The 14700-nt window shown below is 61.7% G+C and carries 13 protein-coding genes; 7 read left to right on the top strand and 6 right to left on the bottom strand.

Annotated elements, in window-relative coordinates; genetic code table 11:
- Window positions 1–21: 21 nt before the first annotated feature.
- Entirely contained in the window at window positions 22–213 is a 192-nt protein-coding gene (locus tag SM130_RS14980) for a CsbD family protein (protein ID WP_102825245.1), read from the top strand.
- A 77-nt stretch (window positions 214–290) separates the two neighbouring features.
- On the opposite strand, the gene fdxA is transcribed toward SM130_RS14980, so the two are convergent.
- Window positions 291–614: a ferredoxin FdxA gene (fdxA, locus tag SM130_RS14975; RefSeq protein ID WP_037053831.1), complete on the bottom strand. Its 324-nt coding sequence runs from the start codon at window positions 612–614 to the stop codon at window positions 291–293.
- Window positions 615–733: 119 nt separating this feature from the next.
- Window positions 734–3313, bottom strand: a complete 2580-nt coding sequence (gene mutS / locus SM130_RS14970; protein ID WP_102825426.1) for a DNA mismatch repair protein MutS — start codon at window positions 3311–3313, stop codon at window positions 734–736.
- Between the two features lie 493 nt (window positions 3314–3806).
- Here mutS and SM130_RS14965 point away from each other — a divergent pair, with 493 nt between their 5' ends.
- The 4 genes from SM130_RS14965 (at window position 3807) to recX (ending at window position 7118) form a co-directional block, all read left to right on the top strand.
- Window positions 3807–4919 (top strand): acyltransferase family protein, encoded by a 1113-nt coding sequence (locus tag SM130_RS14965; RefSeq protein WP_102825247.1) that lies wholly within the window; start codon window positions 3807–3809, stop codon window positions 4917–4919.
- Window positions 4920–5023: 104 nt separating this feature from the next.
- Window positions 5024–5521 carry a CinA family protein gene (locus SM130_RS14960; protein ID WP_102825248.1) on the top strand — a complete coding sequence of 166 codons (498 nt, stop codon included), beginning with the start codon at window positions 5024–5026 and terminating at the stop codon, window positions 5519–5521.
- An 83-nt stretch (window positions 5522–5604) separates the two neighbouring features.
- Entirely contained in the window at window positions 5605–6648 is a 1044-nt protein-coding gene (gene recA, locus SM130_RS14955) for a recombinase RecA (protein WP_102825249.1), read from the top strand.
- 5 nt (window positions 6649–6653) lie between these two features.
- Window positions 6654–7118, top strand: coding sequence for a recombination regulator RecX (gene recX / locus SM130_RS14950; RefSeq protein WP_102825250.1), 465 nt, complete (start codon window positions 6654–6656; stop codon window positions 7116–7118).
- 142 nt (window positions 7119–7260) lie between these two features.
- Here recX and SM130_RS14945 read toward each other — a convergent pair whose 3' ends face one another.
- Window positions 7261–8352, bottom strand: a complete 1092-nt coding sequence (locus SM130_RS14945) for a TIGR00730 family Rossman fold protein (protein WP_102825251.1) — start codon at window positions 8350–8352, stop codon at window positions 7261–7263.
- A 114-nt stretch (window positions 8353–8466) separates the two neighbouring features.
- Window positions 8467–9876: an MBL fold metallo-hydrolase RNA specificity domain-containing protein gene (locus tag SM130_RS14940; protein WP_102825252.1), complete on the bottom strand. Its 1410-nt coding sequence runs from the start codon at window positions 9874–9876 to the stop codon at window positions 8467–8469.
- A gap of 132 nt (window positions 9877–10008) precedes the next feature.
- On the opposite strand from SM130_RS14940, the gene SM130_RS14935 reads away from it, so the two are divergent.
- On the top strand, window positions 10009–12423 hold the full coding sequence (locus SM130_RS14935; protein ID WP_102825253.1) for a xylulose 5-phosphate 3-epimerase: 2415 nt from the start codon (window positions 10009–10011) through the stop codon (window positions 12421–12423).
- Window positions 12424–12482: 59 nt separating this feature from the next.
- Here SM130_RS14935 and SM130_RS14930 read toward each other — a convergent pair whose 3' ends face one another.
- Window positions 12483–12878, bottom strand: coding sequence for a PA3611 family quorum-sensing-regulated virulence factor (locus SM130_RS14930; protein ID WP_102825254.1), 396 nt, complete (start codon window positions 12876–12878; stop codon window positions 12483–12485).
- A 126-nt stretch (window positions 12879–13004) separates the two neighbouring features.
- Between SM130_RS14930 and SM130_RS14925 the strand changes: the two genes are divergently transcribed.
- On the top strand, window positions 13005–13721 hold the full coding sequence (locus SM130_RS14925; RefSeq protein WP_102825255.1) for a tRNA-uridine aminocarboxypropyltransferase: 717 nt from the start codon (window positions 13005–13007) through the stop codon (window positions 13719–13721).
- 11 nt (window positions 13722–13732) lie between these two features.
- On the opposite strand, the gene SM130_RS14920 is transcribed toward SM130_RS14925, so the two are convergent.
- Window positions 13733–14644, bottom strand: a complete 912-nt coding sequence (locus SM130_RS14920; protein ID WP_102825256.1) for a DMT family transporter — start codon at window positions 14642–14644, stop codon at window positions 13733–13735.
- Between the last annotated feature and the right edge of the window lie 56 nt (window positions 14645–14700).

Genomic DNA, 14700 nt, shown 5'->3' with positions numbered 1-14700 from the left:
AATGAGAACGAGGAATTTGTCATGAGCAGTACAGAAGACAAGATCAAGGGCAACACCAACGAAGCCGTCGGCAAGATCAAGCAAGGTGTAGGCGAAGCCACCGACAATGAGCGCATGAAAGGCGAAGGCCAGCGCCAAGAGGTCAAGGGCGACGCCCAGCAGGTCAAGGGTGATGTGAAAGACACCCTGAAAAATGGCATCGACAAGGCCTGACCTGTCGCTGCTTAGGCAGCCACAAATGAAAATGCCCGCATCGCTGCGGGCATTTTTTTGTCCTGATTCGCTTGGTATCAGCGCTCCAGGTGCTGCAGTTTATCCTTCACACCATCCCACTCTTCGGCATCGGCCAGCGCATCTTTCTTCTCGGTGATGTTCGGCCAGACTTCTGCCAGATCTGCGTTGAGTTCAATGAACTCCTGCTGATCCTCCGGTACCTCGTCTTCGGAGAAGATCGCCTGGGCCGGGCATTCAGGCTCGCACAGGGCGCAGTCGATGCACTCGTCCGGGTGTATCACCAGAAAGTTCGGGCCTTCGTAGAAGCAGTCCACCGGGCAGACTTCCACGCAATCGGTGTATTTGCACTTGATGCAGTTGTCGGTGACGACGAAGGTCATGTCTAGCTATCTCCTCAGGCGTGTCGGGTAGGCGTTACGGTGACGCCCTGTGAGTGGCGGCACAGGCAAATGCCGCTTATCAAAAAAATGCGCGCGATTCTAGCAGCTTTCGCGGCGTATCAAATGCGTGATTTCAAGCTGTATAGCAGGTCCAGTGCCTGGCGCGGCGTCAAATCATCAGGATTGATTCGTCCCAATTCCTCGAGAGCCGGGTGGGGCAGGCTGGCGAACAGGTCGCTCTGCATGGGCGGTGATGGCTGGCCGGGCGCTATTCTCGGCGCTTCGTGGGGCAGGCTGGTGGTTTCCAGGCGCGACAGATGGTCGCGTGCGCGCTGGATGACTTCGCCCGGCACGCCGGCCAGTTGCGCCACCGCCAGGCCGTAGCTCTGGCTAGCCGGCCCCGGCAGCACGTGGTGCAGAAAGACGATGCGTTCGTTGTGTTCGGTGGCCGAGAGATGGACGTTGGCCACCACTGGTTCGCTTTCCGGGAGCACGGTCAGCTCGAAGTAGTGGGTGGCGAACAGCGTGAACGCGCGCAGCTTGGCCAGATGCTCAGCGGCGGCCCACGCTAGGGATAGACCATCGAAGGTACTGGTGCCGCGGCCCACTTCATCCATCAGCACCAGGCTGCGATCACTGGCGTTGTGCAGGATGTTGGCGGTTTCGCTCATTTCCACCATGAAGGTCGAGCGCCCGCCGGCCAGGTCGTCCGAAGAACCGATACGGGTGAAGATGCGGTCCACCAGCGACAGCTCGCAAGCCGCCGCCGGGACGAAGCTGCCGATTTGCGCAAGCAGCACGATCAGCGCGGTTTGGCGCATGTAAGTCGATTTACCGCCCATGTTCGGTCCGGTGATGACCAGCATGCGGGTTGCATCATCGAGGCCGAGGTCATTGGCTACGAAGGGCGTTTCCAATACCTGTTCGACCACCGGATGGCGACCCTGCTCGATGCGCATGCACGGCTGCTCGACGAAGCGCGGGCGGTTGAGGTCAAGGTTCAGCGCACGCTCGGCGAGGTTGCTCAGCACGTCCAGCTCGGCCAGCGCGCCGGCGCTGTCCTGTAGCGGTGCCAGATGGCCGATGAGCATTTCCAGCAGCTCGTCGTAGAGCAGCTTCTCGCGAGCCAGGGCGCGGCTCTTGGCCGACAGCGCCTTGTCTTCGAATTCCTTGAGCTCCGGGGTGATGAAGCGCTCGGCGCCCTTGAGCGTCTGCCGGCGAATGTAATCGGCCGGTGCGGATTCGGCCTGCCTGCTTGGCAGTTCGATGAAGTAGCCGTGCACGCGGTTGTAGCCGACCTTGAGGTTGGCCAGCCCGGTGCGGGCCTTCTCGCGGGTTTCCAGGTCCATCAGGTACTGGCCGGCGTTCTCGGAGAGCGATTGCAGTTCGTCCAGCTCGGCGTCGTAGCCGGTTTTTAGCACGCCACCCTCGCGGATCACCGCCGGCGGGTTGTCGATGATGGCGCGTGCCAGCAGCTCGGCGAGCTCCGGGTAGGTGCTGATGCTCTTCGCCAGCTCGAGCAGATGCGGTGCCACCAACTCCTGCATGCCGGTCTGCAGCTGCGGCAATGCCGCGAGTGCATCGCGCAGGCGCGCCAGATCGCGCGGGCGGGCGTTGCGCAGGCCGATGCGCGCGAGGATACGCTCCAGGTCGCCGATATCCTTGAGTTGCGGCTGCAGCTGCTCGAAGCGGTAATGCTCTAGCAGGCAGGTGATCGAATCCTGGCGCGCCTCGAGGATCTCGCGGTTGCGCAGCGGACGGTTCAACCAGCGGGTCAGCAGGCGCGAACCCATGGCCGTCTGGCAGCGGTCGACGACCGACTGCAGCGTGTTATCGCGCCCACCAGCAAGGTTGATGTCCAGTTCGAGGTTGCGCCGGGTGGCGCCGTCGAGGATCACGGTGTCGTCGAGGCGCTCATGGCGTAGGCTGCGCAGGTGATGCAGGGCAGTGCGCTGGGTTTCCTTGGCATAGGTAAGCAGGCAGCCAGCGGCGCCGATTGCCAGCGTCAGCTTCTCGCAACCGAAGCCTTTCAGGTCCTGCGTGCCGAACTGCTGGCAAAGCCCTTTGAAGGCGCTATCACGGTCGAAGTCCCAGGGCGCGCGCCGGCGGACACCGCGGCGTTTCTCGATCGGCAGACCGGCGGGCCAGTCATCGGGAATCATCAGCTCGGCTGGATTCAGGCGCTCCACCTCGGCCAGCAGCGTTTCCCATCCTCCGAATTCCTGCACGCTGAATCGGCCGCTGGTGATGTCCAGCACCGACAGGCCGAACAGACGCTCATCGCCGACCACGGCCGCCAGCAGGTTGTCGCGGCGCTCGTCGAGCAGCGCTTCGTCGCTCACCGTGCCGGGCGTGATGATGCGCACCACCTGGCGCTCCACCGGCCCCTTGCTGGTGGCCGGATCGCCGATCTGTTCGCAGATCACCACCGATTCGCCAAGCTTCACCAGCCGCGCCAGGTAGCCCTCGGCGGAATGGAAGGGAATACCGGCCATGGGGATTGCCGTGCCTGCCGATTGGCCGCGCGCGGTAAGGGTGATATCGAGCAGCGCGGCGGCCTTCTTGGCGTCCTCGTAGAACAGCTCGTAGAAGTCGCCCATGCGGTAGAACATCAGCTGATCCGGATGCTCGCGCTTGAGTCTCCAGTATTGCTGCATCATCGGCGTGTGTGCGGAAAGGTCGGCGTTGGGCTTGGTCATCGGCTTGCGGAGTGGCTCGTTGTAGGGCGAGAGAACCCGGTTCATGGGTCCAGGCAGTGGCGTTGGTGGTGCCGCCTGGCGGGCGAGGAGGGTTCCCGCGGAAAGCCGGCAAGGTTACCACGGGCTGCGCGGCGCGGCAGGCTAGTGGTCACGCATCCGTCTGGCGCGAGCATGCCGGCTAAAAGGGTCATCTGTCGGACTGATGGATGAAAGCGTTGACAGCCAGGTCGCCGCTGTCGATAACTCGGCCCCGTCGATTGGTTGCCGGCGCGCCATGCGTGAACCGGCATGCTGGCTTTCGATGCCCTCCGATTTCGCACGTTTTCAGGCCCATGCGCCTGCTGCGGTAGCTTGCCTGATCACCGTTCCTGCCTCGCATCGTTTGTTCATCTACGGCTAACGAACAGCGAGCGCGTGCATGCGTTACCTCCTCGCGTCAGTTCCCTGCAGTAACTCTGGCGATTTCTCTCCAGGTCTAAAGTGAGCAGCAAACATGTCCCGACTACTCGGACTCGACGCCCTGCGCGGCGTTGCGGCGTTGTGCGTCGCCTATTCCCATCTGATCGCAAAAATGAAGCGTGACGGCCATTTCGACGAGATGACCAGCGATCTGTTTCTCGTCAGCAAGGCGGTACTGGATGTCGGCAAGACCAGCGTACTGGTGTTGTTTGCGCTGAGCGGCTACTTCGTCGTGGCTGCGCTGTACAAGAGCCGCGGCCGGTACGAGCGACCTGTCGCGGCGTTCCTCTATCAGCGTTTTTTCCGGCTGTTTCCGTTGTATTGGTTGTCGTTGTTTCTCGGCGTGATGTTCCCCTGGGACGATCCGGCCAAGGTGTTCAGCCTGGCCGTCATCGCCATCAATGCGACGATGCTGCAAGGCTTCGTGTTCGTCGAAAATGTGATCGGCCTGTATTGGACGCTGCAGATCGAGCTCACCTTCTACCTGCTCTGCATTCTGATTTTCGTGCTGCGGCTCGGTGGTTCGGCAAAACGGGATCTGCTGTTTCTGCTCGCCCAATACCTATTCACGCTGCTGTTGGCCTTCCTGCGTTACAAGCTTGAAGTGAAACTGCCGGTGGCCTTGCCGCTGATGCTGAGCGTGTGTTTTCTCGGCGCCTTGTGGAAGGCGACGGACAATGGGCGGGCGGCTGCTACCGGGCACTATGCTCGCATAGCCGTCGGGCTGTTCTACCTGTTCCTGCTGCCGATCTGCCTGCTCGCCTACTCTCGCGATACAGGGCTAGGCGAAACCTGGTACCGCTACTTCATCAGCTACGGGGCGGGGGTTGCCCTGTTCCTGGGCGCCACGCGCATCAGTGGCGCCAAGCTGCGCTGGCTGGCGCCGCTTGGCGGTGTCGGATACATCATCTTTCTCTCTCATCCGTCGGTATTTGCGATTGCCGAACGTCTGGGCTTCGGCGCTGGCGATCTGGATATACCCGGGCCGCTGTATATCGCGGCGATGCTGATCCTGCTGTCGCTGTTCGGATTCTTTGTGAAGCGAACCCTCGCCGATCCCATTCAGCGCTATGGCGATGCCGTGGTGAATCGTCGCGGGCGGCGGGTTGGCGAAGACATCGTTCTGCCGGTCCGCCAGGATGCCTGACGACTGGTGCAGATACCGCCTGGCCAGTCACGGTGGAGGCGGGCTGAAGTCTGCGATCTGCTGGTGTAGGGTATCGGCCACTCTCAGGATTGCGCGGAGCGCCGATGGATATCACTGAACTGGCTGCACGCCTGGGCGAAGAGCTGCAGCGCCTCGGCGCCCAAGTCACCACGGCAGAGTCCTGTACCGGTGGAGGCATCGCCGAGGCCGTCACTCGTATCGCCGGCAGCTCGGCCTGGTTCGAGGTGGGTTACATCACCTACTCCAACGTCCAGAAGACCCGCCAGCTTGGCGTGCCCGCGGCGTTGTTCGAACAGGTCGGTGCCGTCAGCTCCGAAGTCGTCCAGGCCATGGTGCAAGGGGCCCGGCAGAGCAGCGGCGCGCGCTTTGCGGTAGCCGTAAGTGGGGTGGCCGGGCCCGGTGGCGGTACGGCTGAAAAACCGGTGGGCACGGTCTGGATCGCCTGGGCCGATGGCGCTCAGGTGTACGCGCAGCGTCAGTTGTTCAGCGGTGACCGACAGGCCGTGCGCGAGCAGACGGTAGCGGCTGCGCTGCAAGGACTGATCGCACTGGCGGTCGGAGAAAAACCGGTTCGGGGCTAGGCGAGCAAAATCGCCTATGTTCTAATACTGTCTACTTATACAGTTGTTGTGGCCTCCGGCCCTCTTGATCAAGTGAGGATTTGATGGACGAGAACAAGAAGCGCGCCTTGGCTGCAGCCCTGGGCCAGATTGAAAAGCAGTTCGGCAAGGGTGCAGTGATGCGCATGGGCGATCATGATCGCCAGGCCATTCCGGCCATCTCTACCGGCTCGCTGGGCCTGGACATCGCGCTTGGCATCGGCGGCCTGCCGAAGGGCCGTATCGTCGAGATCTACGGTCCGGAATCGTCCGGTAAGACCACCCTGACCCTGTCGGTGATCGCTGAAGCGCAAAAGATGGGCGCCACCTGTGCCTTCGTCGATGCCGAACACGCGCTGGACCCGGACTATGCCGGCAAGCTGGGCGTGAATGTCGACGACCTGCTGGTATCCCAGCCGGATACCGGTGAGCAGGCGCTGGAAATCACCGACATGCTGGTGCGCTCCAACGCGGTTGACGTGATCATCGTCGACTCCGTGGCGGCGCTGGTACCCAAGGCCGAGATCGAAGGCGAGATGGGCGATATGCACGTCGGTCTGCAGGCACGTCTGATGTCCCAGGCGCTGCGCAAGATCACCGGCAACATCAAGAACGCCAACTGCCTGGTTATCTTCATCAACCAGATCCGCATGAAGATCGGCGTGATGTTCGGCAGCCCGGAAACCACTACCGGTGGTAACGCGCTCAAGTTCTACGCCTCGGTTCGCCTGGACATTCGCCGTACCGGCGCGGTCAAGGAAGGCGACGAGGTGGTCGGCAGTGAAACCCGCGTCAAGGTAGTGAAGAACAAGGTTGCCCCGCCGTTCCGTCAAGCCGAGTTCCAGATCCTCTATGGCAAGGGCATCTACCGTAATGGCGAAGTCATCGACCTCGGTGTACAGCAGGGTCTGGTAGAGAAGTCTGGCGCCTGGTACGCCTACAAGGGCAACAAGATCGGCCAGGGCAAGGCCAATGCCGCCAAGTATCTGGAAGACAATCCGGAAATCGGCCGCGAAATCGAGCAGCAGATTCGCGACAAGCTGCTTGTGGTTTCCGGCGGTAGCAAGGCGAACGTAGTCAGCGAAGATCTGGCTGACGCCGACCTCTGATCCATATGCCAGCCGTGCTCGATAACCCCGTCGCGGTGCGGCGGACGGCCATGGATCTGCTGGCTCGACGCGAACATGGGCGCGTCGAGCTGGCCCGCAAGTTGCGCCAGCGTGGCGCCCCGCCTGATCTGATCGAACAGGCTCTGGATCGCCTCTGCGAACAGGGCCTGTTATCCGAATCCCGTTATCTCGAAAGCTTTGTCAGAAGCCGGGCCAATGCTGGCTACGGTCCGTTGCGCATCCGCGAAGAGCTGGCCCAGCGCGGATTGCCTCGCGCGGATATCGAGCAGGCCCTGCGTGACAGTGGGTTCGACTGGAACGAGCAGCTGCTTGAGCTCTGGCAGCGCAAGTTTGGTCAGCTGCCGGCCGATGCAAGAGAGCGGGCCAAACAGGGGCGTTTTCTCAGCTATCGCGGCTATTCGCTGGAACTGATCGGCCGATTGCTGCGCGGCGGCAGTTCGGTTGATTGAGCTGGAGAGAAATGCAGTGCCATCGTTCCTGCGTCAGAGAGTTGCGGCAGATTCGGTTTGACGATGGCTGCGCTTGCCTTCAAGCGACCCGCATAGAAGCTGTACGGACAGCTTCTTGCAAAGTCATGGCGTGTGCGAGTTATCAGTCTTCGTTTGCCATGGGTCGCGCCCAGTTGGCTGGTTCGTTGACGTAGTCGGTCAGCTCTCTCAAGCGGCCATGGTTGCGCCCGTTGAAAATGAAGCTCAGCCGCGGTAAGCGTTGCAGCTCAGGCTCGTCCAGTTCGGACTCGCAGCAGTTCTGCTGTTCGAATCTCCCTTTGAGGCAAAGGTCATTAAATTCTGCATTCAGGTATTCCATCGCCTGATCATTCAGCGCGTGGTTCAAACGCAGAACGAAGCGGTCCTTCAGCCAACGGCTTGAATGGAAATTACGGTAGAAATTGGCGATTTCCCGGGCGGCTTCTTCAGCATCGTCCACCAGGCGCATCAGTCGCATGTCGCTGGGCAGGATGTAGCGGTTTTCCTCCAACTGGCCGCGCATGAACTGCAACGCATCCTTCCAGTAGCTGCCGCCGGGCTCGTCGAGCAGCACGATCGGTACCAGCGGGCTCTTGCCTGTCTGAATCAAGGTCAGCACTTCCAGTGCTTCATCAAGCGTGCCGAAGCCACCGGGGCAGAGTACCAGCGCGTCCGCCTCCTTGATGAAGAACAGTTTGCGGACAAAGAAGAAGTGAAACGAAAGCAGGTTCTCGGTGCCGCCCACCGTTGGGTTGGGATGCTGCTCGAAAGGCAGCGTGATATTCAGCCCGAGGCTGTTGTCGCGGCCGGCACCCTCGTGCGCAGCCGCCATGATGCCGCCACCGGCACCGGTGATGACCATGAAGTTGTAGTGGGCCAGGGTCGCGCCGAGCTGTCGGGCCAGCGCATACAGAGGATGTTCGACCGGTGTGCGGGCGGAGCCGAACACGGTGACCTTGCGGCGACGCTTGAACTGGTCGAGGCGGCTGAACGCATGCTCCATCTCACGCATGGTCTGCAGCAGTATCTTGGCGTCCCAACGGCTGCGGTCGGCCTGCGCCATGCGCGTAACGGTCACCAGCATTTCCCGATACAGCGGCAGGTTTGCGCTGTTCTCGGGCACCACCAGGGCGGCAAGTTCATCGATCTTGCTTTCCAGCTCCGCACCGCTGGTTTTGAAATGCCGCGACAGATAGTCATCCGAATCAAAGGACATACAACATCTCCATGTATGGGCGTCGGTTCAGGCTATAGGGTGTGCCCGGCAGGCTCAAGCCGGTTGCGCGGCGCGCTGCCGGGCGAAGCCGTTGTTGGCTTCGCCGCACTATTTTCAGATGGCGATTCGATCACCAGGTTCGGGAATCCGCGCTTCCCAACCGAGGCGATCACGGATGGCCTGTTGTAGAACCTGCATCTTCTCCAGCTCGCCATGGACCAGATAGAGCTCGGGGCGATTTTCGAAGTTGCTCACCCAATCGATCAGCTGGGATTGCCCAGCATGGGCGGAGAAGCCACCTAGCGTATGCACCTTGGCATTCACTGCGATGCGCTGGTGCAGCAGCTTGACGCTGCCGGCACCGTCGACGATGGCACGACCAAGCGTGCCGCGAGCCTGGAAGCCAGGAATCACCAGATGGCATTCTTCGCGCCAGAGGTTGTGCTTGAAGTGATGCAGAATGCGCCCGCCGGTGCACATGCCGCTGCCGGCGATAATAATCACCCCGCTCTTGAAGCGGTTGATGGACATCGACTCTTCGGGCGTCGGTGTGGACTTGAGGATTGGCAACCAGCGTTCGGCGTACAGCTTGCCGCTGGTCGCGCTCAATGCCGGGTCGATACCGTCGAGATCCAGCTGATCCTTGTAGTGCGAGTAGATGGCGTTGGCGCCGATGGCCATTGGGCTATCGAGGAACACTGCCTGCTGTGGCAGCCTGCCTTCGCGATAGAAACGCCCCAGGTAGTAGATCAGGTCCTGGGTGCGTCCGACGGCGAAGGAGGGCATCAATACGTTGCCGCCGTCTCGATGGGCCTGCTGCAGGATGGCGGCAAGTTCTTCGATGGTATCTTCGTGGCTGCGATGGTCGCGGTCACCGTAGGTGGACTCCATGAGCACCACGTCGGCTTCCTTGAGTACCGCCGGCGGGTGCATCAGCGGCGAATAGTCATTGCCAAGGTCGCCGGAGAAGACCACGCGGCGGGTTCTGCCGTGGTCGTTTACATCCAGCTGGACGATGGATGAGCCGAGGATATGGCCGGCATTGTGGAAGGTCACCGCCACGCCCTGGGCGACTTCGAAGGTCTCTTGATACGGATGGGGCTCGCGCTGGCTCAACATGCGCTCGGCATCCACGCGGGTATAAAGCGGCTGAATCAAGGGCTTGCCGATACGCGCACGCCACTTGTTCTCCCACTCGGCGTCCTTTTCCTGAATCTGTGCTGAATCCAGCAACATCAATTCGAGCAGTTCGGCCGTTGCATCTGTGCAGTGCACCGGACCGCGGTAGCCTTGGGCAACAAGGCGCGGAAGCAAGCCGCTGTGGTCTATATGAGCGTGGGACAACACCACTGCGTCGAGCGTCTTTGGATCGAAGGCGAATGTGCCGCGGTTGCCGCCGTCCTCTTCTCGACGGCCCTGGTGCATGCCGCATTCGAGCAGAACCCTGGCGCCGTCGTGGGTCTCAATGAGATAGCAGGAGCCGGTTACCTGTTGAATGGCGCCGAGAAAACTGAGCAAAGCCATGTTGCCTTCCTGTCTGTACGATGGTGTTCACATTGCCCGCTCGGTCGCCATGACCACTTGATGCATATCAGAGATAACGAAACGAGCCCTGCCTAGACTACAGCACAACCCGCTTACCAACGGAGTGAACCCATGAGTCAGCTACTGCCCAGCCTCGTCGAGCTGGATCAACACGCGCAAGCCGAACCGGCGTTCGCCACCTGGCGTGAAGGATTCGGGCCTTTCGAGCATGCGCCGGAGACTCAGGCGGCGGTGTTTCGTCTGGCCCACCAGCTGGTACAGGCAGGCCATCAGCCGGACGTCGCGAGCGTGTATCGGCTGTTGCAGGCGGTCGACCGTGTCGCCAGCGCCGGTCTCTGGCTGGTCGTCCACATGACCTATGCGCAACACGTGCATCTCGATGGAGCACCATTGGCCGCCGAGGATTTCAAGCCTAGCCCCGAAGGCCACACCGGCGGCGCGCTGAACATGGTGCCGGCGTATGCCGGTTACCTGGCGCTAAATGCACTAACCGGGCGTACCCGCGCCTGGCTGATGGGGCAGGGTCACTGCGTGGCGGCCGTGGACGCGCTCAACCTGCTGACCGGCAACCTCCATCCGGAACAGGCGCAGGCCTACGGTGGTGGCGAGTCGGGCATGAATCGACTCCTGCAAGATTTCTACGGTTACCGGCAGGCGCCCGACGGCAGTCCGCTCGCGCCGTTGGGCAGTCATGTCAATCCGCATACCGCTGGCGGCATCGCCGAGGGCGGCTATCTTGGGTTCGCCGAACTTCAGTACGCACACATGCCGCTGCCCGGGGAAACGCTGGTCGCTTTCCTTTCCGATGGCGCGGCCGAAGAGCAGCGCGGCAGTGACTGGATGCCGCGCTGGTGGCGTGCAGAAGACTGTGGCGTAGCGTTGCCGGTGATGATCGCCAATGGGCGACGTATCGAGCAGCGTACGGCGCTGGGTACCGAGCAGGGCTTAGAAGATTTCCGCCAACAACTGAGCCAGTGCGGTTTCGATCCGATGCCCTTCGATGGCCGCGATCCTGCCGCTTTCGTCACGACGTTGTGGGAAATGGAGCTGCGCCTGGAACGACGCGTAGAGGAAAAGGCGCGCGGCATTCTTAACTACCCGCTGCCCATGCCGTACGGCATCGCCGAGACGGTCAAGGGTTTTGGCTTTTACGGCGCTGGCAGCAACGCCGCGCATAACCTGCCACTTCCGGGCAATCCAAGCCTGGAAGAAGAGTCGCGCAAACTGTTCAATGAGCACGCGGCGCGTCTTTTCGTGCCACAGCAGGAACTCAATGCCTCGCTGGAGCTGTTTGCGCTTAGCCGCCAGGGGCGGCCACTTGAGCGCGACAACCCACTGGCCTCGCGCCGTCCGCCTGCGCCGACCATGCCGAAGCTGAATTATCGCGATGACGCTTGCTCACCGATGGCCGCGGTTGACCGCTTCTTCGTCGACTTGACCGAGGCCAACCCGTCGCTGCGGCCACGGGTCGGTAATCCCGATGAGCTGGCGAGCAATCGCTTGGGGGGTGTGCTCAAAGCGCTCAAGCACCGGGTTATCGAGCCGGAAAGCGAAGTGGAGGCCATCGATGGCGCCATCATCACTGCCCTCAATGAGGAGGCCGTGGTGTCTGCCTGTCTGGCCAACCAGAGCGGACTGAACCTGGTGGCGAGCTACGAGGCATTTTGCGTGAAGATGCTCGGCGTGGTGCGCCAGAGCATCATTTTCTCCCGCCAGCAAAAGGAGATCGGCCGTCCGGCTGGCTGGCTCGGCTGGCCGCTGATCGCGACTTCGCATACCTGGGAAAACGGCAAGAATCAGCAATCGCACCAGGACACTACCTTCTGCGAGGCGCTGCTCGGTGAGATGAACGACATGGTTCGCGTGCTGTTCCCGGCCGATCACAACAGCACCTTGGCATTGCTGCCGTCGATCTATCAGGCACGCGGTGAACTGGCTTGCCTGGTGATGCCCAAGCGCGACCGGCCGTGCTACTTCAATCGAGCTCAAGCCGAGCAGTTGGCGCGCGACGGTGCCATTGTGGTCGAGGAGCAACCAGGTAACGAACCGCTGCTGCTGATCGCCAACGGTAGCTATCAGCTAGGCGAAATGCTCCGTGCGGCCAAGCGGCTCAAGGAAGCTGAATGCGCCTACCGCCTGGTTTATTTGCAGGAGCCGGGCCGTTTCCGCGGGCCGCGCGATCATTGGGAAGTCGAGGCGCGGGCCAGCGAAGGCGTCGCGGAGCGGCTGTTCCCGGATTCTATGGAGATGCGCGTGCTGCTGACGCATATGCGCCCGGAAGTCGCTCGCGGACATCTCTGGCCGATCCTGCCAGACGCTCGCAAATGTTCGGCGCTTGGTTATCGCAACCGTGGCGGTACGCTGGATGAGTTCGGGATGCAGTTTGCCAATCGTGCCAGCTGGGCGAATGTGCTGGCGGCCTGCGCGCGGCTGCGTAACGTGCCACGCACAGCGCTGCTCACTCAGGATGAGGCCGCGGCGGTGGCCGGCAAAGGCGATCCACAGATATTGCGAGGAAATGCTTGAAAGGGTGAGGCCGGCGGGAATGCGGACACCAGTCCGCTCCCGCTCGCTATTTAGAGCTACTAGCTGCAGTCAGAAGCCGTGTAGCGTTCGCTGGCAATCGGCTTGTTGCTTTGGTATTCGCTGAAGTCGTAGCGCAGCACGGCGCCCTGGCTCATCAGTTTGCGCAGTCCCTCGTTGCCACACACGCTGAGCGCGAGCTGGCTGCGCACATCGGCTGGGTTGTCGCGCATTTGCGCTGCATGGCGGGGCTGAACACTGAGATGGTTCACCAGCTGGTTGTTCTCTACGGTGTAACCCTGATCGAGGATGTCTTCGTTGATCGCACGGGGCGTGCCGACACTGCTCTCACGGGCAACCTGATCGAGCAATTGGCTCAGCTGCTGTTCTTGCAACGAGGCGGCGTGGGCAACGGGTAGGGCAAGGCTCAGGGCGAGCAGGGTGGTCAGACGGTACATGGCGGTCTCCTTATGACTGCGCTATTTCGACCGGCTGGCCGTGGTGCGGTTCATTTACCGACGCTACGCAGCCAGCGTCTAGGCCCTGTAGACTGCCGCGCTTCATCGTTTCCTTCGAGTCGATCCATGCCCCATGCCGTAGCCCGTCTGCGCGATGAGCGCCTGGCGAAAAGCCTCAAGCCTTTCGTTGCTCGCGGTTCCCGTGCGCCGCGGTGCGCGCGTTGCCGAGTGCCGTTCAGCCATTGTCTTTGCCCTTGGCTACCCAGCCTCGACGGTGAATGCGGCGTCTGTCTGCTGATGCACGACATCGAGCCTTTGAAACCGAGCAATACGGGTTGGCTGATTGCCGATGTGGTCCGCGATACTTTTGCCTTTACCTGGCAGCGTACGGGCGTCGATCCGCGGCTATTGGCGCTGCTGGCTGATCCGCAATGGCAGCCGATGGTGATTTTTCCGGGTGAATACGCGCAGGCGCCGCGGGTGGTTGATCAGCTCGCGGGGCAGCCAGGCAAGCGCCCGCTGTTCATCTTGCTTGATGCGACCTGGACCGAGGCGCGCAAGATGTTTCGCAAAAGCCCTTACCTCGATGGTTTGCCGGTGCTGAGCTTGCAGCCCGAGACGCTGTCGCGCTATCGGCTACGCCGTTCGACCCGCAGCGACCATCTGTGTACCGCCGAGGTCGCCGCGCTCTGCCTCGAACTGGCCGGGGACTCGGCGGTGGCGAACACCCTGGATGCCTGGCTTGACGTGTTCACCGAGCATTATCTGGGGGCCAAGTATCATCGCCAGCCGGATCTGCACAACCCTGCGCACCTGGCCCTGCGGGCGCAGCCGGGCACCTGAAAGCCATGGCATCAGGCCTTGCCCGGGACTGCGGTCGTCAGTGGCTCCGGTTTTCGCGGCCATAGTTGTGCGGCGAGCATGCCGACGAACATCAGCACGCAGCCCATGTAACCGCGCGGCGTCAGGCTCTCTTCGAGGAATACTGCGCCGGCTATGGCTGCGAATACCGCTTCCAGCGACAGGATGATTGCCGCGTGGGATGCGATTGCGTGCTTCTGCGCGACGACCTGCAGCGTATAGCCGACCGCAACCGCGAACAGGCCGCCATAGATGAGGGCTGGACCGGCGAGCCAGATGCTGGCTGGATTGATTTCCTCGAAGATGAGCGCCAGCAGCAGGCTTACCACTGCGCAGGTGGCGAATTGCAAAAAAGCCAGGCGGATCGCGTCGTGACGGCTGACGAAAAAACTCACCAGCAGCACATGAACCCCCCAGACGAACGCGCCGGCCAGCTGGATCCAATCACCTGAGGCTACGGTGAAATTTTCGCCGATACTCAGCAAGGCCATACCGGCTACGGCCAGGAAAGCCCCAACCCAGGTGCCCAGGCCGGTCTTGTGGCCGATGATGAGCCCAAGCAGTGGCACCACAATCACGTACAGGCCAGTGATGAAGCCGGAGTTGGTCACGCTGGTGAACAACAGGCCAACCTGCTGGAGATTGATGCCCAGCGTAAGGGCCAGGCCCATGCTGAGGCCTCCCAACAACAGGCCGCGCTGGAAGAACGGTTCATGGCGGGCTTCGGTACGACCCTGATAGATCAACAGGGGCAGCAGCGCCATGGCGCCAAGAGCAAAGCGCAGACCGGTAAAAAGAAAGGGGCCGATGTTGTCCATGCCGATGCGCTGGGCAACGAAGGCGGTGCCCCAGATCATCGCGGTAATCAACATCAGAAAATCGGCGCGAAGGGCTTGGCTACGCATGTTTCGGCTCGTTCGGGAAAAGTCGCAAACTTTGCTACAAAGCGCCGCGCTTGACC

Source organism: Stutzerimonas stutzeri (genome assembly GCF_038561965.1).
Lineage (GTDB): Bacteria > Pseudomonadota > Gammaproteobacteria > Pseudomonadales > Pseudomonadaceae > Stutzerimonas > Stutzerimonas stutzeri_AA.
Note: the sequence above shows the minus strand (reverse complement) of the source record. Positions and strands in the feature narration are given on the sequence as shown.